We start from the raw sequence: 25,590 nt of genomic DNA, 5'->3' as shown, positions 1-25,590 counted from the left end.
GAGAACGCGCCATGCCTTTCGATACCCAACACACTGCGTCGTACTACGCCGCCACCGCGCGTCATACCGCACCCTACCCCAGCCTCGATGGCGAACTGAGTGCCGACGTCTGTGTGGTCGGCGGTGGCCTCACCGGGGTCAACACCGCGCTTGAACTGGCCGAGCGTGGTCTGTCGGTGATCCTGCTGGAAGGCCGGCGCATCGGCTGGGGCGCCAGCGGGCGCAACGGCGGCCAACTGATCCGTGGCATAGGCCATGACGTCAACGGCTTTGCCCGCTACGTCGGCCAGGACGGTGTGCGCTACCTCAAACAGGCCGGCATCGATTCAGTCGCGCTGGTGGCCAAGCGGATCGAGCAGTACGACATTGCCTGCGACCTGCGCTGGGGCTTCTGTGAGCTGGCCAATACACCGGCTCAGTTCGCCGCTTTCAAGGACGAACAGGCGGAGTTGGCCGAGCTCGGCTATCGCCACGAGACGCGTCTGGTCGGCACTGATCGCCTGCACGAAATCGTTGCCAGCGACCAGTATGCCGGTGGCCTGGTGGACATGGGGTCAGGCCATCTGCACCCGCTTGACCTGGTCCAGGGCGAAGCGCGTGCGGCCCACGGCCTGGGCGTGCGCATCTTCGAGCAGAGCCCGGTGTTGCGCATCGAACATGGCGCCACGGTGACCTTGCACACCGCACGCGGCAGGGTCAGGGCGCAGAGCCTGGTGCTCGGCTGCAATGCGCACCTCGAAGAACTGGAGCCACGCCTGAGCGGCAAAGTGCTACCAGCCGGCAGTTACGTGGTCGCCACCGAACCACTGTCCGAGGCCGTAGCCAAAGCGCTGATCCCGCAGAACATGGCCATGTGCGACCAGAAAGTCGGCCTGGATTACTACCGCCTGACCGCCGACCGTCGCTTGCTGTTTGGCGGCGCCTGTCACTATTCAGGGCGCGATCCCAAGGATATCGGCGCGTACATGCGGCCCAAGGTGCTCAAGGTATTCCCGCAACTGGCCAACGTGCGCATCGACTACCAATGGGGCGGCATGATCGGCATCACCGCCAACCGCTTCCCACAGGTCGGACGGCTGAGCCAGTACCCTAACGTGTATTACGCCCAGGGCTATTCCGGGCACGGCCTGAACGTTACGCACTGGACGGCGAAGCTGCTGGCAGAAGGTATCGCAGCCGGGCACAGCCAGGAATTGGATGTGTTTAGTGCCGTACCGCACCTGACTTTCCCGGGCGGCAAGGCGCTGCGCTCGCCGCTGCTGGCGTTGGGGATGTTGTGGTATCGGTTGCGGGAGGTGCTGGGCTAACAGCTCCTGCCAGTCGCCAGGGGCGCGCATCGAGCCCTTGGCACTTGATAATACACCTGAGGTTAAAAGTTTATCTAATTGATAAATAAGTAAAATTGAAGAAAAGCTAGAAACAACATTAAGTACTCAGAGAATCGCCTGCAACCCTTTGCTTGCGATGACGTTCAACAGCTTCAACGCCGGCCCAGCCGGGCGCGTCTCCCCCTGCTCTCATTTGCGGACTGTCGATGCACTCATCGGCCGCAAAAATAAAGGCACCAAACTCTTGCTGGAATTTAGGATTCGTCCAGATCCGTTCAGAGCCTCCTTAGAGGTGCTCCAAGCCGCCTGTCGGAGATAATGCAAAAAGGCCATCACCGCTTCGCCGCCCTGCTTTACTCAAGCGGGCTGCCAGGCAGGCGGCACCGTACACCAAGGATGGCTGCACAAGACGGCTGACAACAGCCGCTCGCACTGGGCCGTTGCGCTCACCTTCCTCTTTCCTCGTTTTCTCGCCCGCCTGCGCAGCCATGTATGAGTTTGTCATTCATCGGATGCAATGGAGGCAATCATGTCTGAATCACTGCTCGCACCCTCGGCCGGACTGTTCCCGGTCTCCTATCAGATCGGCAATAACGCGCCCGGTGCCCAGCGTCTGCAGCTGGACTTGCTGGTGTACACCCCGGACCGCAGCCTGACTGGCCACGCGCAAGTCACCCAAACCACCAATCCGCCCCTGGACCTGCAGTTGGACACTTGGGGCAGCTATAGCTACCTGACCGTGCAGCCTCCGAGCGAAGGCAAGATCCTGCTTACGGTGCAAGGCAACCAGGGTGGCGCGCATGCCAATTCACCGCTGCTGCTCAAGCTGCAGGTGCTGCTTGAGCATGACTGGCAGCGTGGCGTGGCCAACTATCAGTACTTCAATGGCCAGCGCTGGGTAAACGTGGACAATGTACCGGTGGTGCTGGAAGGCCAGCGTATCAAGCAGCTGGCCAACGTCGACCTGCAGACCGAGTTGCACAACGCAACGCTGGAGGCAGTCATCGCCACCGGTGATGGGGCGCAGCTCAAGGGACTGGCCGGCAGCGCCGTCGGCAAGGCCCTGCATCAGGCGATCGAATCGACCACCAGCCCGGCCACCAAGGCCGCCAAGAAAGCCTGAGCAGGCAAGGAGCTACAAATGGCTATCGGACTCTTTCACACCCGGTTGAATGTCAGCAACGGCTTGCTCGGGGCGCCGGCCTTGACCCTCGACCTGCTGGTGAACACCGTTACCAAGAAAGTCACCGGCAAGGCGCGAGCCTCGCAGACCACCTACCCGCCACAGGTGTTCCAGGCAAATGTCTGGGGTGACTACAGCGAGCTGCAATTTGCCCCGACCGGCGCGCCTTCGATCGTGCTGAGCCTGGACGGCAGCCCCAGTGGTCGCTTCAGCCAGATTGCGCAGACCTTCCACCTGCACGGCCTGCTGGATGCTGAATGGAACGCAGGTTCGGCCAGTTACCGCTACCTGAGCAACGGCCACTGGATCGATCAGCACGGCCGGGTACGCAAGGCGCCGGATATCACCCACCAGGACCGGCCGCAACTGGCGCAGCGCTTGAAGGCGGCGATCGGCCAGTTACAAGGCGCGTAGTCCCCAGTGTTTGCCGGCAAGTTGGCTTGCCGGCAAACACCTTGATCAACACTCAACGAATGCTACTGCCAGTCCGCCGCGCGAGGTTTCCTTGTAATTGGCGTGCATGTCCGCACCGGTGTCGCGCATGGTACGGATCACTCGATCCAGCGAAATGAAGTGCTCACCATCCCCCCGCAGCGCCATTTGCACGGCATTGATCGCCTTGACTGCGGCAATCGCGTTGCGCTCGATGCACGGCACCTGAACCAGCCCTCCTACTGGGTCGCAGGTCAGGCCCAGGTTGTGCTCCAGGGCAATCTCGGCGGCGTTTTCCAACTGCGGTGGCGTCGCACCCAGCACTTGCGCAAGGCCGGCGGCGGCCATCGAGCAGGCAGAACCGACCTCGCCCTGGCAGCCCACTTCGGCACCGGAGATGGAAGCATTTTTCTTGCACAGGATGCCGACAGCGGCGGCCGCCAGCATGAATGCCACCACATCGTCGTCGCACGCTTCGGGGTTGAATTTCATGTAGTAGTGCAGCACCGCAGGGATGATGCCCGCCGCGCCGTTGGTAGGTGCGGTCACCATGCGCCCGCCGGCGGCGTTTTCCTCATTGACCGCCAGGGCGAACAGGTTGACCCACTCCATGGCGCTCAAGGTCGAGCCGATCACGTTCGGCTTGCCCAGCTCCTGCAGGCTGCGGTGCAGGCGCGCGGCGCGGCGCTTGACGCCCAGCCCGCCCGGCAGGATGCCTTCGTTGTGCAAGCCATTGACAACGCACTCGCGCATCGCCGCCCAGATGCGCAGCAAACCTTCACGCACTTCGGTTTCGGGGCGCCAGGCGCATTCGTTGGCCATCATCAACTGGGCCACGCTCAGCTGGTGAGCCTTGCACAGCGCCAGCAACTGGGCGCCACTGGAGAATTCGTAAGGGAGGGTGACAGCATCGGCCTGCTGTTGGGGTGCATCGATTTCGCCTTGCTCGACAATGAACCCGCCACCGACGGAATAGTAGGTCTGGCTGAACAGGCTGTCCTGGCCATCAAACGCTTCCAGGGCCATGGCGTTGGGGTGATACGGCAGGCTCTCATCCAGCAATAGCATGTCGCGGCTGTAGACGAAGTTCAGCGGCTGGCTGCCATCGAGCATCAGGCACTGCTCCTGTATCACTTGGCCGATGCGCGACTCGATGGTGGCCGGGTCGATACGGTCCGGCCATTGCCCCATCAGGCCGAGCAAGCAGGCGCGGTCAGTTGCGTGGCCTACGCCAGTGGCAGACAACGAACCGTACAAGCGCACTTCGACGCGTTCTACCTGCTCCAGCAAACCCTGGGCTCGCAAGGCCCGGGCAAAGGTCGCCGCTGCCCGCATCGGGCCTACCGTGTGGGAGCTGGAGGGGCCGATGCCGATTTTGAAAAGGTCGAAAACACTGATAGCCATGCTAATGCCTGACCACGCTCGGCTGAAATGCCGACACGCGGTTATCTGAAGAAATTGAACGCAACTGCGGATTGGCGCGATACTGCGCCGCTCAAGCGTTGATGACCAACGAAACTTCCTAAGCAAGGCTTTAGCGGTACTAAACAATGCGACGACAACTCAATGGCCAGATGTTCGTCTGGCTGCATGTTTTTTCCTGCGCGGCCCGGCACCTGTCGTTCACCCGCTGCGCCGAGGAGTTGCACATCACCCCCGGAGCGGTCAGCCAGCAGATGCGCCAGCTGGAAGAACGCCTTGGCTATCGTCTGTTTCAGCGCCGGGCCCGCGGCGTGGAGTTGAGCGCCGAAGGCCAGCGCCTGGCGCAGACGGTGGCCGAAGCCTATGGCAGCATCGAAGCCGAGCTGCTGCGCCTGGATGCTGGCGAAATCCGCGGCACGCTGCGCCTGCGCTCGATTCCATCCTTCCTGGCCAAATGGCTAACGCCCCGCTTGCCAAGGTTTCAGCAACGTTACCCGGATATCGAGTTGCGCCTGGTCGCCGAAGACAGCGCTCACGCACTGCACCCGGGTGACTTCGACCTGGCCATCGACCTGAACGATGGCAGTTACCCAGGGATGCACTCCACACCCTTACTGGACGAACAGATTTTCCCGGTCTGCTCGCCTGCACTGCTGCGTGGCCGACCGCCACTGCACGGTCCGGCGGACCTGGCGCACTATCCGCTGCTGCACGACATCACCGCCTGGCGCGGCAGCTCTGACTTTACCGAGTGGGAGTTCTATTTGGAGGGTATCGGCGCATCTGGGCTGGATGTACGGCGAGGGCATACGTTCAACCGCAACCACCTGACCATCGAGGCGGCGATTGCCGGTGTTGGCGTGGCGATCGCCCGGCGCACCTTGCTCAACGACGAACTGGAGCGCGGTGCGTTGATCGTGCCGTTCGGCGTACCCATCGCCAACCACAAGCGCTATGTGGTGCATTACCCACCGGGCGGGCTGAACCAACCGGGGGCGCGTGCCGTGCATGACTGGCTGGTGGAAGAAGCGAAGAGTTTCCTTACGCAACACCCCCTTCAAACCAGCACGGCCGCGATCAATCCGCCGCAACCCGTTTGACGTCGAAATCGAACGACGGCACGTAGCCCGAGGCGAGCTGGTGCGGGCACCTCGACGAGACGAAATCGTTGCTCAAAAGGTCTTGGGTACTGTCATACCCCGGCATCGAAATGCCGGAAATATTCAACAGCGTATGCGGCAGCGAAGAAATACTGGCGCGCTGCCCTTCCCTGCCCTTCAGCTTCTGCAGCTTCTGCCACTGCGGTTTGGACCAGTTATCGGACCCCCAGATGAACGCCGCGACCGAAAGGTCATACTCGTTGCCCATGCCATGGCCGAGCAGGTTGCGGTTGTCGTCCAGCAAATTCTCACCATGATCCGACGCGTACACCAGCAACGACTTGCGCTGGCTGGCTTTCAGCTGATCGATGAGCACCCCCAGCAGCCAGTCGGTGTACAGCACGGAGTTATCGTAGTCGGCGGTGATTCTGTCCTTCGTGCTGTCGGTGGCTGGCTTGAACTTGGCAAACTCACTCGGGTAGCGACGCGCATACTCAAAGTGGCTGCCTTTGATATGGATGAAGATCGCCTGCTTCTGTGCGCCGCCTTGCTGGATGATTTTTTCGTACTCCGAGATCAGTGCGCCATCGTAGCTGCGCTCGAAGTACTGACGATTTTCCGCCTCTGCCGCCATTTGCGGAATGATCCCGCCAAAGCTGTCGACCTCCTGCGATGACAACCAGTAGGTCTTGTAGCCGGCCGCGCGATAGATACCCACCAGGGACTTGGTCGAGGCGATCAGGTCCCAGTTTTTGATGGGCTCCAGGCTGAGCAGTGAGGGCACTGCAACCGACGTATAAGGCGCAGTCGTGCACATGCTGTTGAACTTGAACACGCCTGACGCCTTGTCAAGATTCGGTGTGGTTTCATTGTGGTAACCGAACAGCGACCAATTATGCGGACGTGATGATTCACCGATCACGAATACCAAGGTTTCTAATTCGGCATCTTTAGATATCGCGGTTATTTTTACTTCGGATTCCAGGCGTTGCTTTATGTAGATTTTCGATTCCGTGTACAAGCTCAGCGTCAGACCGATTTGTGACAAGTAGCCCATTGGTGTGCTTTGGTCTTTGGCAACAAGATCCAGGACCGCGCTTTTTCCAAACGAATTAAGTTTAACGGTCTTGTAAAAGTACGCACCATACCCCACAAACAACGCCGCCACGGCCAAACAGAACACGGCTTTATTTTTGTAAAGTCGGCGTCCGTAAAGGCCGGCCAAGCCAAGACCGTAACACAGCGCAAACACCAGCAGCACTATGGCGATTGAATGCCAATAGGTCACCAGGAAGTCCCCGGCTTCCTTGTAGTTGGTCAAACCAATAAAAAGATAGGCCGCAGTCAACCGTGAGCCGAAATTGAGCACCAGAAACAGATCAATGCTGGCTGCCAGATAGAACGGCAGTAAAAACACATGAACCTTGAACTGATTGGCAGACACGAAACGTAGCGCCACCAGCCATAACAATGAGATGGCGAGGGTGTAAAAAACCAGCAAATCTGTTTTCGAACACCGGCAGTCAGCGAGCAACCTGACCATCAATGGCGACAGCAGAAATGACCACAACAGCAGGGTCGGCCACTCTGCTTTCGCAACCTTTGACGCACCCTCACCCAGCCAGGACATGGTTTTCATTATTTTATGACTCTCGTCTGAGTGCCAGGTCAAACGCAATCCGCTAGTAGGCCTGCTTGCCGGTGAAGGCATTGAGGGTCCGCACCAGGATCACGAAGTCGAGCCAGAGCGACCAGTTGTTGATGTACTCGATGTCCGAGTTCACCCGCTGGATCATCTGCTCGATGTCCTTGGTTTCACCGCGGTGACCGCGCACTTGTGCCAAGCCGGTCATGCCAGGCTTGATATTGTGGCGAGCGAAGTAATCGACGATGTCCTGGGAATACAGCGTGTCGTGCTGCAGCGCATGCGGGCGCGGGCCGACCAAGGACATTTCGCCCGTCAGCACATTGAACAGCTGCGGCAGTTCATCCAGGCTGGTGCGGCGGATGAAGGCGCCGACTCGGGTCAGCCTTGGGTCGTTCTTCTGCGCTTGTTGCACGACGCCACTTTCAGGCTGGTGCACGCGCATGCTGCGAAACTTCCAGATACGGAACGACTCACCGGTCCAGCCCGTGCGTTCCTGGCGGAAGAACACTGGCCCCGGGCTGTCGAACTTGATGACCGCAGCGACCACCAGCAATACCGGAGAAGCGCACAGCAGGATGAACGCCGCCAGCACGCGGTCTTCGAGGTTTTTCAGGAACAGGCTCATGCCAGTCAGCGGTGTTTCGGACAAGGTCAGGACCGGAATACCGGCAATTTCACGAACGCTGTGGTTGATCAGGCGCAGGGAGAAGATATCCGGCACCCAGTTGACCGCGATGCATTTGTCCAGCAGCCTCAGGTAGACATCGTTGATCAGTTCCGAGCCACCGAGCGGCGTCACGATATACACCGTACGGATCGCCTGTTTGGCGATGATCTCATCCAGGTCGCCGATGCGGCCCAGAACAGGCAACCTAAGTTTCGCACCTGCCGCATCCGGCCCCTCCGCTTCATCGATCAATACGCAACCCATCACCCGTTCGCCGAACCAAGGGTTGTTGCTTATTTTCTGATAGAGGAAGTTGGCCAGGTCGCCCCCACCAATAATCAAGGCGTTGTCCAGGCGCGCGCGAGCGGTAAAACGCTTTTGCAGTTCACGCATGACGATATGCAGCGTCAACTGAACAATATAACCGATCACAAATAACTGCCCGACCAACAAGCGCGAGTACGTTTCACTTTGCTTGGTCACAAAGGCAATAACCACGAGAAAACAGAATGTTGCCGACCACGCCTTGAATAGCCTGAAGGCTTTTACGGAAAGCCCGACGTTACTCCGATAAATTGCGTAATGGTCGTAAATGACAGCCAGTGCACCGATCAACAGCAACAGCATGATTACATAGTCTGATGTAATGTAACCAAACCGGTCATAAATCAGGTACCACGCCACTCCGGTGACAGCCACCCCGTCCAGGCCCGCCTGAATGGCGTTACTCACGCTACTTCTGCGCTGCAGCAGGGAACGGCTACTTCTAGGCTCGAATACCATTATGAGGCCTCATTTATAAATGCGCGACGAACGCATATCCATTACACCAATGCGATAAAACCAACCTTAGATTTAATACAAAATCATTAAGTTTCGACCCCGGCACCCCACGCCGTTAGCTTAACTGTAGCAGCACCCGGCCAGCAGTGCGGCCGTGATTCCGTCCCGCCGTCCGTTCTGGCGCAATCACCCTGCCGGCCGCTTGCTCGAAGCCTGCGCAAGCGTCGTCTTCGTGCACAGCATGGCGCGAAGCAGAAACAGGGGATTGCCCACCACATAGCGCACGAACAAGCGCTTGGGTTCTCTGAGCAGCCTGTAGACCCACTCCCCCCCCAGCCGACGTAACCAGTTCGGCGCGCGCGTGACTTTGCCGCCGATGAAATCCAAAATGGCCCCGCCGCAGACGATCAGGCAGGGCCTGCCAACCTCGGCCAGTCTCGCCGCGACGGTTTCCTGCTTGGGCATGCCCATGCCCAGCACGATCAGTTCTGGCTGCAATTGCCGAGCAAGCTCGATGTAGGTGTCGACATCAGCAAAACCATCGCGCACCGACACGACTTGCACCCCGTAAAGGGCTTCACTGCGTTGCGCTGCCTGGCTCAGATACGGCTCCTGGGTGCCCCAGAATGCCACCCGCCTGCCGCTGAAGGCGGCCAGCAGCTCGGGAATGAAGTCGGTGCCATTCATGTTCAGCCCAGGTGCCAGCCCGAGACGGCGGTACAGTATCGCGATACCGGAACCATCACGCAGCAGTACGTCAGCGGCGGCCAGGGCCTCGCCGTAATGAGCGTCGGCGGCCACCAGGTTCATGGCATGGGCATTGACGAAACCCAGCACAGTCGCCGCCTGTGGTGCGCACAGAGCCTGCAGCACTTTCTGTTCGTCAGCAGGGTCACTGACCACGCGCAATTTGCCGATGATCGCCTTCCAGCGCTTCAGCCAAGCCCAGTCGTCCATTAGTTGTCATCCCGTTTCGAGCGCACCCATTCCACTTGGCGCTTGAGCAGAAAACCGAGGTACAGGGGAATCTTCTTCGCCGCGTAAAAAGGGGCATACAGCAAGACAGAAAACGGGATCAGCTCGCGCGAAAAACGCCACCAGGCTAGCAGGACGGCAGCGCCCAGCAAGGCCAGGTTGGCTGTGGCAATCAACGCGGGCGTCAGAACGCCAAATAACAGAAACGCCGACCAGGCCAGGGCGAAAACCACCATCATGGCCAACGATAGCAACGCCAGCGGTGGTACCAGCAGGTCGATGGTCATGGCCAGCAAGGGCCAGTTGCCCTGCTTCAGCGCACGGCCGATCAAGCCCGGCCCCTCTGCCAGCACCAGGCCCAAATGCCCATGTTCCCAGCGTTTGCGCTGGCTGCTCAGGCCCTCCTGGCTGGTCGGGAACTGGCTGGTGACCTGCGCCGCCGGGCAGAACAAAGCAGGCTTGCCGTCACGGCAGAGCTCCAGGCCAAGCTTGATGTCCTCGACCAGGTGGCCTGTCGCCAAATTGGCGGCGGTCACGTCCTGCCAACTGAACGCCATGCCTGCCCCCATCAACTGGCACGGCAGGCCGGCCCTCGTCCAACCGCGTGGACGCACCAGGTTCTTCACGCGCCAGGCAAACTCGGCGACCTGTACCTTCAGCCCCGCACCTGCCGGCGCGTGCATCAGGTAGAGCGACTGGACAGGCCGCCCAGACTCGATACAGCAGTGGGCCAGGCGTTCAATCGCACCCGCTGACACCTGGCAATCCGCATCGATGATCAGCACCACCTGGGGCGGGTCTGCGGCCAGATGCTTCACGCCATGATCCAGCGCATAACCCTTGCCGCGCAGATGCGCATCTTGCCGCTCGATCACCTCTGCACCGGCGGCGCGTGCCAATACAGCGGTGTCGTCGCTGCAGTTGTCCGCCACCACCAACAGCCGATCGCCCTCGACCAACTGCGGTCGGATGGTGGCCAGCGCCGAGGCAATCACCGATGCCTCGTTGTGCGCGGGTACCAACACCGCCACCCGTGGTCTTGCGCCTTTGAGCATCGGCGCGGGCCGCGCCGGCAGGCACGCCAGCAGCACTTGGATCAACAACACCAGCACCGGCAACAGCACCAGCAATGCCAATGTGCCCAGTAGCCAACTCAGTAAAGTCATCATGCAATTGCCTTGAAATAGCCGACCAGCCTGGCCGCTTCGGTGTCGATGTCGTGGCGCTGCAACACGCGCTCATAGGCAGCATCACCCATTCGCTGCAGGGCATCGGCAGGTTGCGCCAGGCAGTCGGCCATCGCCGCCGCCAGCTCTTCGACGGCGCCTGCCGGGAATAGCCAGCCGTTTTCGCCCTGACGAACCAGTTCGGGGATACCGGCGACATAGGTGGTGAGCACAGGGCGACGCAGGGCCATCGCTTCCATGATCACCACGGGCAATCCTTCAGCGAAGCTGGGTAATACCAGCGCACGGGCGGCGAGGATTTCTTCGCGCACCTGGGCACTGCTGATCCAGCCGGTGACGCGTATCTGGGCTTGCAAGCCATGGCGGGCAATCAGCGCGTCGATCTGCTCGCGCATTTCACCGTCACCGGCCAGCACCATTTCGAACGCGATGCCCTGGGCCATCAGGATCCGCGCGGCTTCAAGCAGTAGCAGCTGCCCCTTCTGTTCACACAAGCGTCCCACGCAAACCAGCCTCGGCGCAGCCGGTGGCGCAACCGCGGCGCCCTCGTGAAAGCCCCGCTCCAACCCACAATGCACTACCTTGACCTTTACCCAATGCTCATGGGCGACCCAACGAAACAACTGGCTGCGCCCGTACGAACTGACCGCCGCGACGAAGGCGGCGCGGCGGACCTTTTCCCCCATGTGCAGGAACTGTGGTTTATCGAATTCTTCCGGCCCATGCACCGTGAAGCTGTAGCTCGGCCCGCCGAGCGCGTTGGCCAGCATCACCACTTCGGTTGAGTTGGTGCCGAAATGTGCATGGACGTGTTCGGCGCCAAAAGCTTCCAGCCACTGCACGACGCGGCACGCTTCGGCCAGATAGACCAGATGATAGGGCCAGGCCCGATCGGCCCGCAGGCCCATGCGCAGCGCCAGGCTCAGCGCGGCGAAAAACCTTCGTGGCTGGGCGCGCAGTACTTGCACCACGGGCTTGAGCAGCCCCCTGACCCCGTCTTGCAGCACATACCGCGTTCTACCTCGCTCAGTCAGATCGTCGCTGTCCTGCAGCTCGGCATCCCAACCACGCAGGGCGATGCGCTGAACCTCGATGCCCTGGCGTTCCAACGCAAGGATTTCACGCCGTATGAAGCTGTGACTGACCTTCGGATACTGATTGATGAAATAAGCAATGCGCATACGCCCCCAAATCGAAGTCCGTTTACTCAATGGTCAAGTCGACTCCGCGATGCCCTGACCCTTCTTGCTGTTCGTCACTGGCTGCAGCGGCAGCTCTTGTTGCCCAGCGGTGCCAGGCAATGCTGCTTCTATCTGGGCAAATACAGCGTCCAGCAGTTCATTACGCCTGCGGTACATGGCGCGCTTCTTCGGCGCGACCTCCTCCAGGGTCCGCTTTGCCGGCGCCAGCCCAAGCGCGAAGAAATCTTCACGCAACGAGGCATCAGCGCCATTCTCCTGCCATATCACATCATAGTTGGCGGCCAGGTCCTGGGCCTTGTCGACGCCAAAATAGGGGTGGCGGTGGTGCCGACACGCGTCACTGACAGCATAGATGCGTGCCACGCCAATCGCTCTGGCAATACACTTGAGGGCCTCGATCAGGAAGCTTCTTGGGCGTAGCCCTTCGAAATCCTTGGTCAGATCGCGATAGATGTTCAACGACGTCTCGCTGTCGATGCCCTTGTGAATGCCCTGCACCGCCCCGATGAACAGCTCCAGTTCGCCTTTGCTGCGAGCCAGCGTGAATGCTATGGACGCCACGCGCAGGTCGCCCTGGAACAGGTTGAGCACCAACTCCCCTTCGCGCTTGAACCAGATGGGGCGATCCAGCACCAGGGTGCAGCCTTTGGAATACGTGGCGAGGTCGCAGACCACCCGGCTTTCATCACGCCCAAACAGCAACAACGTGGGGTAGTCTCTGGCGACCACTTCGTAATGCGAAGCCACCACCTCGAACCGCTCAGGGGCATCCCAGACCTTGCTGATGTAGGGCCACTGCACCATACCGATGCAGTCCACCCCCAACCTGGCAAAGCGTTCCTGGCCCAAGGCACTCGACATGCGTTGAATGAACCCGCGCAGGTCCGGCCACTGCTGGTACATCGCAAGCGCCAACTTGCGCTTGTTGTTCAATGCGCGCAACGAGTAGCCGGGTTGCAGGATGAGCACACTTTTGGCTAATGATCCAAGCATCTTGGGCATCTCATTTGTACTCGATCAGCACCGGCTTGCCGGCCGCGAATTTGTTCAGCAGGAATTTCACCTGGCCGAACATTTCAGGAAATTTGCCCAGTACCAGAAATACCGCCTGCAACCAGTTCTCACGCGCCGATCGGCTGCCGCGCCGCGCCAGACGCGCAGCCTGCAGTGGGTAGATCAACAGCAACAGCAGCCACCACGGCCCCAGGAGCACGGCCGCCAGAACGATAGACAGCGGGATGCCCAAACCCCACAACCAGGCACGCCGCGATTCGCGCAGCCAATGCCGTTCAGGTGGCGCCCCGTGCAACGATGCGCCTTCGGCATAGGCATAGCCTGCACGCAGGCTGCGCCGCCACCACTGGCCGAAGCGGGTCATGGCGGCATCGTGCAAGGTCATCTCAGCGCCCAGGCGCCAGACCTTCCAGCCAGCCGCTCGCAGCCGAACACACAGTTCGGGCTCCTCACCGGCAATGAGTTCGGGGCGATAACCGGCCACCGCCACGAAGGCATCGACCCGCATCAGTGCGTCACCGCCGCAGGCCTTGGCTTCGCCCAACGGCGTATCCCATTCCAGATCACACAGCAAGTTATAGACCGAGTGCTGGGGGAAGCGCTCGCGGCGTCGCCCGCAGACCACCGCCACCTGCGGGTGCGCATCGAGAAACACTTGCGCCTTGGCCAGCCAGTCGGCATTCACCTCGCAGTCGCCATCGACGAACTGTACGTGGCGGACCGAGGGCAGGTGTTGTTGCAGGCAGGCAAACCCTTCGTTGCGGGCGCGTGCGGCCGTGAACGGAAGGGTCATGTCCAGGGCCAGCACTTCGACGCCGAGCGCAGCGGCCCGCGCCAGCGAACCGTCAGTGGAGCCCGAATCGACGTAGACCACCTTGTCCGCGCGCCCGGCCAACGACGCCAGGCAACGCTCAAGGCGTAGGCCCTCATTACGGCCGATAACCACAACTCCAATGCCTGTCACCATGGGGCCTCACTCGACAGCGCTGAACGGAACCACCTTTTTTCCGCGGCCACTCATTGGCTGGATCACGTGCACTCCATCGCTTCGCTGTGCTTTCTGGCCTTGATGGTCGCAGGCACGCCGACGGCCAATGAATTGTCCGGCACATCGATCAACACCACGGCGTTGGAGCCGATCGCAACATTGTTGCCAATGCGGATGTTGCCCAGCACCTTGGCGCCCGCGCCAATATCGACGTTGTTGCCAAACACCGGCGCAATCGGTTCGTCGACGTTCTTCAGGCCGACCACCACGCCGTTGCGAATCCGGCAGTCATCGCCGAATCGAGCATAGCCGCTGATGACGATGCCGCCGAAATGATCGATGACGAAGTTGCGACCTATCACCACTTCGCAAGGCAACTCGACGCCGGTAATGATCTGCACGAACTTGAAGAGCACCTTGTAGACAAACGACAGGATCTTGCGCAAAAAAGCAGGTCGCACGCCATAACGCCAACGGCCAAAGCGGTACACCACCAGCACCCAGAAACCCTGAGCGCCCCAATCGCCACCGTGTGCACGCAAGTCCGCGCGAATGTTATCGAACATGGCTTCACCTAACGTGTGGGTTGGCTTGCGAACTGGGTCTTGAACAGCAGCGACCAGGTGGCCTGGGTGTGCCGCCAGCAGGCCTTTATCGCACCCCAACCGCGCCCCTTGAGCAGCGCCTTGAGTGCAAGCACCAGGTCACCCAGGCTCACCAGCAGCATGTGCAGGATCAACCCCGACACACCGTGATGCTTGCGAAAGTACAGCAGCTCGCTTTCGATCTGGTAGCTGGAGATCTGCCGGCTCGCCGCTTCCAGCTCGGCGACCGACTTGGAGCTTTCACCGCCGATATGCACGACGGTCGTATGCGGGTAGAACACCACTTTCCAGCCGGCCTGCTTGACCCGCTTGCAATGGTCGACCTCCTCGTAATAAAGGAAGTAACGCGGGTCGAACAGCCCCACCTGGTCGAGCACTTCTCGGCGCACCAGGTAAAAGCAGCCGGGCAACCAGTCACATTCACGCACCGAGCCATGGTCCCAGTTCATCTCGTCGACCATCTTCAAACCGGGGAAAAAGCGCCCGAGCCCGGTCCGTGCGACGAACACGTTCAACGGTGTCGGGAAATACCGGCAACTGGGTTGCAGGTCACCATCGCGCCCCACCAGACGCACGCCGAGGATGCCGCATTCCGGGTGCGCGTCCATGTATTCGACGGTTTTTTGCAGGCTGTCCTCGGCGACGAAGGCGTCGGTATTGAGCAGCAGTGCATATTTGCCCTGCAGATGCGCCAACAGCTGGTTGTTGGCACGGCCAAAACCCACATTGAGCTTGTTGCTGAGCAAGACCGCTTCGGGGCAGACCTCGGCCATCCGCTGCACCGAGTCGTCGACGGAGGCGTTATCCACTACCAGGTAGCTGGCCAGCCGTTCGCTGCCGGCCTGGCGCAGCGCATCGAACATCGGCTGCAGCAACGATGCGGTATTGAAGTTGACCACCATCACATCGACGGGTTTTCTATCCATGGCTACCGTCCCCGAAAAAATACTCGCTGCGCTGACGAGCCAGCGCGGGCTCAACCGTGGGGTCGTAGGCGCCCTTGCGGTTTTTCACCGTCTCGATCCAAGGATAGGCGTTGCAGCGCTCCTCGACCCGCTTGATCAAATCTTCCGTGGTGCAGATGAATTTGGCCGGGTTGCCGCCGACCACGGTACCGGGTGGCACATCCTTGGTGACCACAGCGCCAGCAGCGACGATCGAGTCCGGCCCGATGGTTACCCGCGGCATGACGATCGCGCCATGCCCGACAAAGCTGTTGTCCTTGATATCAATGTAGCCGACCGAATCCAGGTGTTTGCCGTAACAGATCTCGATCAACGCCACCACACCATCGTGGCCGATCAGTGTGCAGTCCGACAGGCCGACATTGCTGCCGATGCGCACCAATGTCGGGTCTGTCACATTGCAACCGCAGTTGATGTAGACATTACTGCCCACCGAATGAAACTTGCCCCATCGCGCCAGGTAAGTGCCCCACTCCAAGGGCGTTGGATTGCAAAACTTCTTGTAGGCCGAGCTGCCTCGCCCCGTCGAGTGAAAGTACTGCGTCATGGCGTTCCGTATCCATCCCTTCATACTGCTAGCCTCGCACGTCAAACTCCTGGACTGTCCCTGAGGCGAACCGGTCTCGTTCTTCTATGTGCTGACCGCAACGCTCTCAACCCTTTATTCGTTATTTCATTCCTTCAAACCCGCGCACCACTGGCCGCCTTCAACTTTGTGTCGAGGTGGTCGGCCAGCCGGAGCGCGAACTGCAACAGCGGCATCGTTGGATTCGAGGCGCCTCCTGTGGCAAAGATGCTGCTGCCGGCGACGAACAAGTTGTCCGTGCCAAAAACCTTGCAATCGACATCGACCACACCGAACTCGGCTGACGCCGCCATCCGCGTGGTGCCCATGTGATGCGCATGAGGCGACATCTTCAGGGGCAGTTCGCTGTCGTAGACGTAATCGTTCAATTTGACGAAACCAAGCCCCGACTCGGCAAACTGCTTAGCCAGTTCAGCACCGATGCACTTGATGGTATGCCGGTCGGTGGCCGTCAGCGCCCAATTGACGTTGACTTTGGCAACGCCGAGTTCATCTTTTTCATCGATCAATGAAATGCGGCTCTGTGCATTGGGAAACTGCTCGATCATCGTGCTGATGACGCCATCTCCCGGGCAACTGAATTTGGCCACGAAATCAATCTTGCTGGCCCACCCCATGTCGCAGGCGAGGTTTTCCAGAAAGTGCTTCACCTCCGCCGTCCTTCCGTAGGTCTGGACATCGGAAAGCACTGTTGCGGACACATTGCCTTTACCGGCTCGGTAATCGGCGACAAAGGCATCGGTGGTGTAGTACTGGCGTGGCTCGATACCCTGCCCATCTTTCAAGATGAACGTGCCCATGTCGATGTTCAGGTGCTCCATCAGGCAACGCCCGGTAAGGCCATCCTTCTTCACAACCCCCGCCGCTACCAGTGAAGTGCTGTTGAGTAACTGCCGGGCATTCTCAATGGCACCGGTTGCCAATATGTACTGCCTGGCCCTGACGCGATCACGGTGATGGTCGTAGTCGGACACCACCACGGCTTTCAACTGGCCGGAAGCCTGATCGAACTCCAAGTCGACGCAGTTGCAGTTGATGAAGACCTCAAGCCCGGCCGTGTCCTTGAGCGCGGCGGCGTACTTCTGCGCAAAGCGCGTGGGCGGGCTGAGCAAAAAACAGTCAGCGTCGAAATCGCCGCCGCCGAGCCCCGTGTTCATTGCCCTGAAGTCGGCGCCCTGCGGCAAATCGACGATTTCCATGGCCGCCGGCAGGTAATGCTCGACTTCGGCATAGGTAATGGGCCAGCCGGGCAAGTCCACAGGTGGCGCAACCGAGAAATCGGATGCCGTGAATGGGCGGCAGCGACCCGCCCAGTGATTGGAAGTGCCCCCCAGGTAGCGCAGCCGCGTTTCTTCTGCATACAACTCAAGGCCGGTCGAGGTGCATGTGTAGAATGCTTGAGAGCGTGGCGTATATTCATGCCCGCCGGCCTCGAGCAATACCACGCTCCAGCCCGCTTCGGCCAGGCGCAAGGCCAGGGTGATTCCGGCCGGGCCAGCGCCCACGATACAGACGTCGTACGCCTTTCGTAGCGTTTTCTCAGACTCATAGTCCTTGATCATGCTCGCCCGTCCTTGAAGTACTCGGAAGGCAACACCCAACCATTGATCACGACAAATTCGCCGGTCGGCGCAGCTTTGCGCGCTACCGTGTACGCGCCCCCGAACACGGCAACACCAGCACCCAACAAGACACAATTGCGAAGAAAGCCCCTACGACCCGACTGCCGAGTAAAAAACTGCAGCTTCCCCATGATCACAAGACCTATGCCATTGATTGTATTGAGCCCGTTATAGTTATGCGCAACCTACCGAGAGGGCTTCAAAGCCAGGCGAACAAACGCGTGAGCAAATACCCGCACAGCGCGCCGACCGCCATCATCGGCAGTACCACTAGTTCACGTTTCACACTGAATATGTCTAGCTTGCAATTGACGTAAATGATCAGGATCAGCGTTGGGAAGGTATGCAGCGCAGCGCCCCAGATCGCATACTTCACCCCGCCAATGGCCAGCAACAGCGGGATCAGGCTCCACAACGAGATGAGCCGGATAATGTTGTCCATCGCCTGGTACTTGGTATGGCCCAGGGCGATCCACAGTTGGTGCGACAGGGTGTAGCGCAAGGTGAAGAACGATAACGACAGGATAGCCAACATCGGGCCCGCGTCGGCATAACGCGCGTCGTACAACCAGCCGATCAGCAGCGGGCTGCCCGTCAGGAATCCGCCACACAGGAACAGCATCACCAGGTCCACAATCAACTTGAAGTGGAAGTAGAGCCTTTGCAGGCGGGCTTTGTCACCACTCCTCGCCGCTTCGCTGAACGCCGGCAGCGCCACAGAGCCGAACAGTTTCAGCAGGCCGGTCTGCAGCGAGCTCAGAATCAGCACGGCAATCGAATACACGCCCAGTTGCGCCACCGTCATGGTGCCGCCGAACCAGATGCGGTCGCCGTACATGGCCAGCACGCCGACCATCGACGACAGCAGGATCCAGCGGCCGAAGACAATCAGTTCGGTCAGCGCCTCACGGTCCCATTGCAGGCGGTTGCGCGGCCCTTGCAGGGCCAGGTGCCCCAGCAGTGTGCCGGCCAGGGCAGAGGTCAGCCCGGCGATCACCAGTGACCAGATGGACCGGGTGAAATAGCCAATCAGCAGCATCGTGATCAAACCGACGACCTGCGAGGCAATGTCCACCAAAACCACGCGCTTCTGTTGGAAAGTTCGTACCGCGACGTCTATCTTGGTCGATTGGAAGCCCCAGATGATCGCCGACAGGCCGGTCACCGCCAGCACCATCGGCAGCTCGGGCGCTGCGTAGGTGGAATGCGCTGGCCACAGATCAGCCACTTGCGCGACCCAGGCGCCAAAGGCCAACAACAGCGTCAAGGCAAACAGCGTGAAACCGCGCACGATCTGCACGGTCCAGGCGGTATTGAGAAACAGCGGATCGTCGCCACGGTGGCTCTGAATGATGTTCTGGCGCAAGCCAACATCGGACAACAGGTGAAGCAGCACTGAAACGGTGGTGGCGATGACCATCACGCCGAACATTTCCGGCAGCAGCAATCGGGCCATGATCAGGTTGCCGCCAAGGCGCAGCACCTGCGAGGCGACCAGCGAGACCAGGTTCCATGCCCCGGCACCCAAGGCGCGCTTGCGCAGACTGGAAGAGGCTTGCACATCAATCGACGGCATGACTTCAATCTCTGACTGATTGGCTAGAAGTCACTATAGTTTCAATTAGCCATGATGCTAGTGCCCACCCACACAGGGACAGGTGACCTCCTCGATGCCAGAACATATTCGTGCGCTGATCGTCATTCTGTTTGTGGCCTGCGTGGTGTTTTTCATGGTCCGCAGCCCAGCAACCGACCTGATTCCCGAGGGTGACTACAAGCGCCGGCGCAATTTGTGGTTCGCCCTGACCCTCGTGGCGTTCTTTGCCCACAGCTACTGGATCTACAGCGCAGTCGCCGCCGTCATCCTGCTCACGGCCAGGCGCCGCGAGCGCAATCCAATGGCGTTGTTCTTCATGCTGTTGTTCGTCATCCCGCCGGCATCGATCGAAGTGCCCGGGTTTGGTGTGGTCAATTACCTGATCGAATTGAATCATCAGCGCATTCTGGCCCTGTGCGTGCTGCTGCCCGCAGCGCTGGTACTGAGCAAGCAAACCGACACCTTGCGCTTCGGCCGCCTTTTGGCCGACAAGCTGCTGGCCGCCAGCCTGATCTTGATGGCCCTGCTGTATCTACGCGAAACCACGGTCACTGACACCCTGCGCCAAGGCGTCTACCTGTATGTCGACGTGTTCCTGCCGTATTACGTCGCCAGCCGGGGAATACGGGAAATCAGCGATTTCAAGGATGTCATGCTGGCTTTCGTCATTGCCGCGTTCGTGCTGTCGCTGCTGGCGGTGGCCGAATATGTGCGCCACTGGCTGCTGTACAACGCCCTGCTCGATGCCCTCGGCGTGGAATGGAGCATGAAAAGCTACCTGAGCCGCGGCGGTGCACTGCGCGCCAGTGTCACCACCGGCCAGGCCATTGCCCTGGGCTATGTCATCACAGTGGCCATCGGGTTGTTCCTGTTCGTCCAGGGTTTCGTGCGCAACAAGATGCAACGCTACCTCGGCGCCTTGCTGTTGGCCGCCGGGCTGTTCGCGCCGCTGTCCCGTGGCCCTTGGGTGGGCGCTGTGGTACTGATCGTCGTGTACATCGCCATGGGCCGGCGCGCGGTCAGCCGCCTGGCCTTGCTGGGCCTGGCCGGGCTGCTGAGCATTCCCTTGCTGAGCATCATGCCCGGTGGCGAAAAAGTGCTTGACCTGCTGCCGTTCATCGGCAGCGTCGACAACGAGAACATCACCTACCGCGAGCGCCTGCTGGACAACTCGTGGATCGTCATTCAGCGCTACCCACTGTTCGGTTCGTTCGACTTCCGCAATACCCCGGAAATGCAATCGATGATCCAGGGCGAGGGCATCATCGACATCGTCAATACCTACATCAACCTGGCGCTGCGCATCGGCCTGGTCGGGCTGTCGCTGTTCGTGGGGTTCTTCGCCTGCGTGTTGCTGGGCATCCGCAAAACCCTGCGTACCTTCACCGACAGGGATGACCCGTATCGCGAACTCGGTCGGGTGCTGCTGGCCACCTTGATCGGCATCCTGGTGACCATATTCACGGTCAGCAGCATCACGGTGATCCCGGTGATCTACTGGTCGATCGGTGGGCTGGGGATTGCCTACATCCAGATGGTCCGCAGGCTCGCCCATGTCGATGCCACACAACCCGCCAACGCCAGCCTGCAACCGAGGTAATCCGATGCTGCGTAAAGTCCTCAGCCCTTTCACCTGGGCAACGGCGCTCTTTGGCCTGCTGACACTGCCGCTGGCGGCCTGGGCCTCGGAATGGGTGCTTAGCGTCAATGAGCAGAATGGCTTGCCAGGCCTGACCCGCGGCGGCGGCCCGGCGATGGCGTCCAGTTTCAACTTCTGGGGGGATAACTGGAGTTGGACCGGCTTTTATCCGACGCTCAAGGTCGAAGGCCCTTACCACTACACCCTGACAGGCCAGAACAAGGACCTGGACTTCGATCTCAAAGCTGATATCAACAAGGATCAGGCACAAACCTTGACCTGGAATTTCGACCTGCAAGCCCATAGCAAGCAGGCCGACGTCATGGGGGGCGGTATCGTCTGGGACTTCGACCCGGCGCTGATCGCCGGGGAGATGGGAGACCCGGTGCTGCTGCCAGACAATCGCGGCTGGGCATGGGGCAAGAACGCGCAAGGGCCACGCGTGGAAATGCGTTTCGACCCGCCGTTGGCCAAGGTCTATTTCGAACGGGGCGACACCCGGCAGATCCGCACGTTCTTCTTTACCGATCCGATCCGCCCTGGTCGCAAACAGATCAAGGCCGTGCTGAATGTCACCGGCGACATCACCCTCGGCCCAACCCCGAGCGAACGCTTCGGCCTTGCCGACCCCATGCAATGGCCGGATGACAAGCTCGACTGGCGCGCGTCGCCGGTGGACTTGTCGTTCCTCAATGCCGCGGAAAAGCCCGCAGGCAAGCGCGGCTTCGTCAAGGCTGCCGGTGAACAGCTGGTGTTCGCCGACAACACCCCGGTACGTTTCTGGGGCACCAACCTGTCGGCTTATGCCCTGTTCAAAACACCCGACGAGGAGATCAAGGCGCAGGCCAAGCGGCTTTCCGCCCTGGGCTTCAACCTGGTCAGGCTGCACCACCATGACTCACCCTGGGTGAGCCCGAATGTCTTCGGCGACCTGACCCAGCTGAAGGATACCCAGCGACTAGACGCCGAAGCGCTGAAGAAGATCGACTGGTGGATCAAGTGCCTCAAGGACGAAGGCATCTATGTGTGGCTGGACATGAATGTGTCGCGGGTACTGACCGCCAACGACAACATTTATGGCTTCGATGAGTTGCCCAAGGAGCATGATGTCGCCGGCCTCAAGGGCTATGCCTACGTCAACGTCACCCTGCAGCAGGCCATGAAGCGGTTCGCCCAGCAGTACATGAGCCACGTCAACACCTATACCGGGCTGGCTTACAAGGACGACCCGGCCATCGCGGCCATCCTGATCACCAACGAGAACGATATCACCCACCACTTTGGCAACGCCCTGTTGCCGGACAAAGGCGTGCCCAAACACAGCAAGCTGTTCATGGATGAAGCCAGGGCATTTGCCGCTCGCCAGGACCTGCCGGCGGACAAAACCTGGCGCGCCTGGGAGCAAGGCCCTTCGAAACTGTTCCTTAACGACCTGGAGCATCGCGTCTTTGTCGACATGATCAAGGACCTGCGCGACCTCGGGGTCAAGGTACCTATCGCCACCACCAGCACCTGGGGTGGCAACGGCCTGTCCTCACTGCCCTCGCTGACCACAGGTGACGTGATCGACGCCCACAGCTATGGCGGCATCGGCCAGCTGGAGAAGAACCCACTGACCAGCGACGGCATGATCAACTGGCTTGGCGCTGCCCAGGTGCTGGGTTTGCCGATGACCGTCACCGAGTGGAACGCCGAACCCTTCCCGCTGCCCGATCGCCACTCGCTGCCTTTGTATGTGGCCGCCACCGCCAGCCACCAGGGCTGGGACGCGATCATGCAGTATGCCTACAGCCAGCAGGCGTTCCTCAGCCAATGGCGCCGTGCCGATAACTGGAATGCCTACAACGACCCCGGGCTGATGGCCACTATGCCCGCTGCCGCCCTGCTCTACCGCCGTGAAGACGTGCAGCTGGCCAAAACCCGCTACGTGTTCGCGCCTACGCCCGACACCTTGTTCAACAAACAGATCACACCCAACACCTCGGTGCTGCTGCGCACCGCTTTGGAAAAAGGCAGGCTGCAGATCGCCCTCCCCCAAACGACCCAATTGCCTTGGCTGCAGGCCGGCGCCATTCCTGCCGATGCCCAAGTGCTGCACGATCCCGATCAATCCTTGCTGGATGCCAACGCCAGCGAATCGACCACCGATACCGGTGAACTGCGCCGCAACTGGCAACAGGGCGTTTACACCATCGACACGCCATTGACCCAGGCCGCGACCGGCTGGCTGGGAGGCCAATCACTGGAGATGGGTGACTTGAAGCTGCAACTGAAAACCGCGTATGCCAGCGTCGCGGTGCAAAGCCTCGATGCCAAACCGCTTACTCAGTCGCGCAGCCTGCTGATCTCATTGGGCACCCGCGCCGTACCGCGGCCTGACGACATGACGCCGTTCCACGTCGAACCACTCGAAGGCACGTTGAGCATCAAGGCACCTGCAGGGTTGAAGCTCTACAGCCGCAGCAGCGACGGCCAGGAAAAGACTTTGGTTTCTAGCTACAAGGATGGCCGCTACCAGATCACATTCGACGGCCAGACCATGACCAACTGGCTTTTCTTGAAATAGGGCATATCGCCATCTAGAGTCAATTCAGACCTGAATTCCAGGCATTCGACGCTGCGTCTGTTCCAGGAGGATTGGATGAAGTACTTGGTGGTCGGGGGTTCAGGGTATATCGGTTCGCACATGGTCAAGCACCTGATGCGCGCCGGGCATGAGGTGGTGGTGGCGGATACCGCCGCCGCTGGGCCGGAGATCGAATGGGTCGAGTTGGATATCGCCAACGGCCACGCGCTGGATACGTTGTTCAGCGAATGCCACTTCGATGCAGTCTTTCATTTTGCCTCTTTCATTCAGGTGGCTGAGTCGGTCACCGACCCTGGCAAGTACTACCAGAACAACGTCGCGGCCACGCTGACCCTGTTGAACGCGATGGTGCGGGCCGGGATCAGGCATCTGATCTTCTCCTCCACCGCTGCCGTTTATGGCGATCCGCAATACGTGCCTATCGATGAGCAGCATCCCAAGGTGCCGATCAACCCCTATGGCCGTAGCAAGTGGATGGTCGAACAGATCCTCCAGGACTTCGACCGAGCCTATGGGTTGAAGTCAGTGTGCCTGCGTTACTTCAATGCGGCGGGCGCCGACCCCGAGGGTTCGTTGGGTGAGTGTCATGAGCCGGAAACCCACCTGATTCCGTTGATCCTCCAGGCCGCTTCTGGGAGACGTGAAGCCATCACGGTCTTTGGCCACGATTACGATACGCCGGATGGCAGTTGTATTCGGGATTACGTGCATGTTGCCGACCTGGCGTCGGCGCATGAGTTGGCGGTGGAGTATTTGATGAAGGGCGGCGCCACTACGGCCTTCAACCTGGGTAATGGGCTGGGGTTTTCGGTGCAGGAAGTGATCGATACCGCACGCGTTGTGACAGGGCGAAAGATTGAAGTGATCGAAGCAGCCCGACGCGATGGTGATCCGGCCAGGTTGGTGGCGGATGCTGCCAGGGCCAGGTTGGTGTTGGGGTGGGAGCCGCGGTTTGATTCGTTGGAGCAGATTGTGCGGCATGCTTGGGAATGGGAGCTCAAATATCCCTGGCGTCAAGTCGTGAAAGCGCTTCAAATGGAACGATAGTAGAAAATTCCCACATTGTTTTAGGAAACTGCAACCTCCCCCGAGAATTGGTTCCTCGCTAGTGTTCAGGACCACAGCCGAAGCAAGTAGCTGACTGTGTATCTGACACCTAGAACCACTCGCTGGCCTGAAAGCGCCAACGGGTAGCGAGGATATTCACACATGAGCATCCGCAGCGCCATCGACCTCGCCACGCGCCAGGCCATCCCCAATCCACAGCTGACCTGCAACACCTGCCGACGCTCCGGCCTGCCCATTCTGCTGTTGCGAACCGCCTACGCGCCGCACCCGAGCAAAACCCAGTCCTACCGCCTGGCCGTCGACAGCGAAATCACTCACCTGCCCATGCGCACCGAGCAGTTGCGCACCCTGCGCCAGGGCTATATCTACGTCCTGCTCGACCAGCAGATCTGGCAGGCCTACCAGGTCACGCCTGAAGGCGCACTGCGCCAGTTCTCACCGCTACAACCGCCGCTGTCACCGGGCAAACCGCTGCCTGAGCATTGCGCCACGCAGTGCCACGACGTGATCGCCGCCTTCATCAACATCAACACCCTGCTCTACAGCAAGGCCTGGATCGCCTTCGCCAACGACCCTTGGCCGCGTGAGGTGCTGGACTTCTACCGCGACGGGATTGCCAGCAATACGCCAGACTGCAGCGGCCGTTTCGTCGAGCTGGACCTCAACGTCGCCCGCAACGACCCCGCCAGCGTCGGCATCGCCATGACCGATGCTGACCTGGGCCTCGACGACGTCCTCGAATATGCCAGCCATTACCCCGGCAAGTATTCCAGCGTGCACGGCTTCTACCCGCGCATCAGCCGTTTGTTCGTCACCCACACGCATGTGCGCGCCATCATCGCCCAGGAGCAGTTGCCCAAGGGCGTACTCGCCCTGACCCTGCCGGACCCGGTCGGTATGGTCATGGAGTGCAATGCGCAACGCACGGCCTGGTTCCAGGCCCTGCAGGAATGGCGCGCCGAACCCCAGCGCCACTTCGACTATTTCACCTC

The 25,590-nt window shown here is 60.2% G+C and carries 21 protein-coding genes and 1 pseudogene; 8 read left to right on the top strand and 14 right to left on the bottom strand.

Annotation, left to right across the window (positions count from 1 at the left end):
- Nucleotides 1-11 precede the first annotated feature (11 nt).
- Nucleotides 12-1,307: an NAD(P)/FAD-dependent oxidoreductase gene (locus ACIPZF_RS15025; RefSeq protein WP_400800660.1), complete on the top strand. Its 1,296-nt coding sequence runs from the start codon at nucleotides 12-14 to the stop codon at nucleotides 1,305-1,307.
- Between the two features lie 126 nt (nucleotides 1,308-1,433).
- On the opposite strand, the pseudogene ACIPZF_RS15020 reads toward ACIPZF_RS15025, so the two are convergent.
- A pseudogene (locus ACIPZF_RS15020) lies at nucleotides 1,434-1,541 on the bottom strand (helix-turn-helix domain-containing protein); the annotation flags it as partial.
- Nucleotides 1,542-1,857: 316 nt separating this feature from the next.
- On the opposite strand from ACIPZF_RS15020, the gene ACIPZF_RS15015 reads away from it, so the two are divergent.
- Both ACIPZF_RS15015 and ACIPZF_RS15010 read left to right on the top strand, forming a co-directional pair.
- Complete coding sequence (locus tag ACIPZF_RS15015) at nucleotides 1,858-2,451, top strand: DUF1842 domain-containing protein (RefSeq protein WP_400800658.1); 594 nt, start codon at nucleotides 1,858-1,860, stop codon at nucleotides 2,449-2,451.
- An 18-nt stretch (nucleotides 2,452-2,469) separates the two neighbouring features.
- Complete coding sequence (locus tag ACIPZF_RS15010; RefSeq protein ID WP_400800655.1) at nucleotides 2,470-2,925, top strand: DUF1842 domain-containing protein; 456 nt, start codon at nucleotides 2,470-2,472, stop codon at nucleotides 2,923-2,925.
- A 45-nt stretch (nucleotides 2,926-2,970) separates the two neighbouring features.
- Here ACIPZF_RS15010 and ACIPZF_RS15005 read toward each other — a convergent pair whose 3' ends face one another.
- On the bottom strand, nucleotides 2,971-4,347 hold the full coding sequence (locus tag ACIPZF_RS15005; protein WP_400800653.1) for an L-serine ammonia-lyase: 1,377 nt from the start codon (nucleotides 4,345-4,347) through the stop codon (nucleotides 2,971-2,973).
- Between the two features lie 146 nt (nucleotides 4,348-4,493).
- Here ACIPZF_RS15005 and ACIPZF_RS15000 point away from each other — a divergent pair, with 146 nt between their 5' ends.
- Nucleotides 4,494-5,465, top strand: coding sequence for a LysR substrate-binding domain-containing protein (locus ACIPZF_RS15000; RefSeq protein ID WP_400800651.1), 972 nt, complete (start codon nucleotides 4,494-4,496; stop codon nucleotides 5,463-5,465).
- Here ACIPZF_RS15000 and ACIPZF_RS14995 read toward each other — a convergent pair.
- From ACIPZF_RS14995 to ACIPZF_RS14940, 12 genes are all read right to left on the bottom strand, one after another.
- Nucleotides 5,443-7,104, bottom strand: a complete 1,662-nt coding sequence (locus tag ACIPZF_RS14995) for a phosphoethanolamine transferase (protein ID WP_400800649.1) — start codon at nucleotides 7,102-7,104, stop codon at nucleotides 5,443-5,445. The two genes, ACIPZF_RS15000 and ACIPZF_RS14995, sit on opposite strands and share 23 nt — an antisense overlap.
- A 43-nt stretch (nucleotides 7,105-7,147) precedes the next feature.
- Nucleotides 7,148-8,563 (bottom strand): undecaprenyl-phosphate glucose phosphotransferase, encoded by a 1,416-nt coding sequence (locus tag ACIPZF_RS14990; RefSeq protein ID WP_400800646.1) that lies wholly within the window; start codon nucleotides 8,561-8,563, stop codon nucleotides 7,148-7,150.
- 186 nt (nucleotides 8,564-8,749) lie between these two features.
- The gene (locus ACIPZF_RS14985) at nucleotides 8,750-9,520 is read right to left on the bottom strand and encodes a WecB/TagA/CpsF family glycosyltransferase (RefSeq protein ID WP_400800643.1); all 771 of its coding nucleotides are present in this window, start codon (nucleotides 9,518-9,520) and stop codon (nucleotides 8,750-8,752) included.
- On the bottom strand, nucleotides 9,520-10,707 hold the full coding sequence (locus ACIPZF_RS14980) for a glycosyltransferase family 2 protein (protein ID WP_400800640.1): 1,188 nt from the start codon (nucleotides 10,705-10,707) through the stop codon (nucleotides 9,520-9,522). The genes ACIPZF_RS14985 and ACIPZF_RS14980 overlap by 1 nt, the downstream gene beginning before the upstream one ends.
- Entirely contained in the window at nucleotides 10,704-11,906 is a 1,203-nt protein-coding gene (locus ACIPZF_RS14975; protein ID WP_400800637.1) for a glycosyltransferase, read from the bottom strand. Before ACIPZF_RS14975 ends, ACIPZF_RS14980 begins: the two co-directional genes overlap by 4 nt.
- Before the next feature lie 33 nt (nucleotides 11,907-11,939).
- Nucleotides 11,940-12,920 carry a DUF535 family protein gene (locus ACIPZF_RS14970; protein ID WP_400800635.1) on the bottom strand — a complete coding sequence of 327 codons (981 nt, stop codon included), beginning with the start codon at nucleotides 12,918-12,920 and terminating at the stop codon, nucleotides 11,940-11,942.
- Nucleotides 12,921-12,930: 10 nt separating this feature from the next.
- Nucleotides 12,931-13,908, bottom strand: coding sequence for a glycosyltransferase family 2 protein (locus ACIPZF_RS14965; RefSeq protein WP_400800632.1), 978 nt, complete (start codon nucleotides 13,906-13,908; stop codon nucleotides 12,931-12,933).
- 62 nt (nucleotides 13,909-13,970) lie between these two features.
- Nucleotides 13,971-14,495, bottom strand: coding sequence for a serine O-acetyltransferase (locus tag ACIPZF_RS14960; RefSeq protein WP_400800630.1), 525 nt, complete (start codon nucleotides 14,493-14,495; stop codon nucleotides 13,971-13,973).
- An 8-nt stretch (nucleotides 14,496-14,503) separates the two neighbouring features.
- Nucleotides 14,504-15,460, bottom strand: a complete 957-nt coding sequence (locus ACIPZF_RS14955) for a glycosyltransferase family 2 protein (RefSeq protein ID WP_400800627.1) — start codon at nucleotides 15,458-15,460, stop codon at nucleotides 14,504-14,506.
- A complete protein-coding gene (locus ACIPZF_RS14950; RefSeq protein ID WP_400800625.1) occupies nucleotides 15,453-16,070 on the bottom strand; it encodes an acyltransferase in 618 nt (205 codons plus the stop codon). Before ACIPZF_RS14950 ends, ACIPZF_RS14955 begins: the two co-directional genes overlap by 8 nt.
- Nucleotides 16,071-16,180: 110 nt before the next feature.
- Nucleotides 16,181-17,647 (bottom strand): FAD-dependent oxidoreductase, encoded by a 1,467-nt coding sequence (locus ACIPZF_RS14945; RefSeq protein ID WP_400800623.1) that lies wholly within the window; start codon nucleotides 17,645-17,647, stop codon nucleotides 16,181-16,183.
- Between the two features lie 259 nt (nucleotides 17,648-17,906).
- A complete protein-coding gene (locus ACIPZF_RS14940) occupies nucleotides 17,907-19,283 on the bottom strand; it encodes an oligosaccharide flippase family protein (protein ID WP_400800620.1) in 1,377 nt (458 codons plus the stop codon).
- A 94-nt stretch (nucleotides 19,284-19,377) separates the two neighbouring features.
- On the opposite strand from ACIPZF_RS14940, the gene ACIPZF_RS14935 reads away from it, so the two are divergent.
- From ACIPZF_RS14935 to ACIPZF_RS14920, 4 genes are all read left to right on the top strand, one after another.
- Nucleotides 19,378-20,904, top strand: coding sequence for an O-antigen ligase family protein (locus tag ACIPZF_RS14935; protein ID WP_400800617.1), 1,527 nt, complete (start codon nucleotides 19,378-19,380; stop codon nucleotides 20,902-20,904).
- Nucleotides 20,905-20,908: 4 nt separating this feature from the next.
- Nucleotides 20,909-23,509: a glycosyl hydrolase family 5 gene (locus ACIPZF_RS14930; RefSeq protein ID WP_400800614.1), complete on the top strand. Its 2,601-nt coding sequence runs from the start codon at nucleotides 20,909-20,911 to the stop codon at nucleotides 23,507-23,509.
- A 75-nt stretch (nucleotides 23,510-23,584) separates the two neighbouring features.
- Complete coding sequence (gene galE, locus ACIPZF_RS14925) at nucleotides 23,585-24,577, top strand: UDP-glucose 4-epimerase GalE (RefSeq protein ID WP_400800611.1); 993 nt, start codon at nucleotides 23,585-23,587, stop codon at nucleotides 24,575-24,577.
- A gap of 162 nt (nucleotides 24,578-24,739) precedes the next feature.
- On the top strand, nucleotides 24,740-25,590 hold an 851-nt coding region (locus tag ACIPZF_RS14920), incomplete at its 3' end, for a T6SS effector BTH_I2691 family protein (RefSeq protein WP_400800608.1).

The organism is Pseudomonas sp. NPDC089752 (assembly GCF_044748725.1).
In the GTDB taxonomy this organism is placed as follows: domain Bacteria; phylum Pseudomonadota; class Gammaproteobacteria; order Pseudomonadales; family Pseudomonadaceae; genus Aquipseudomonas.
The sequence above is the reverse complement of the archived record's forward strand: the minus strand, read 5'-3'. Positions and strand labels throughout refer to the sequence as shown.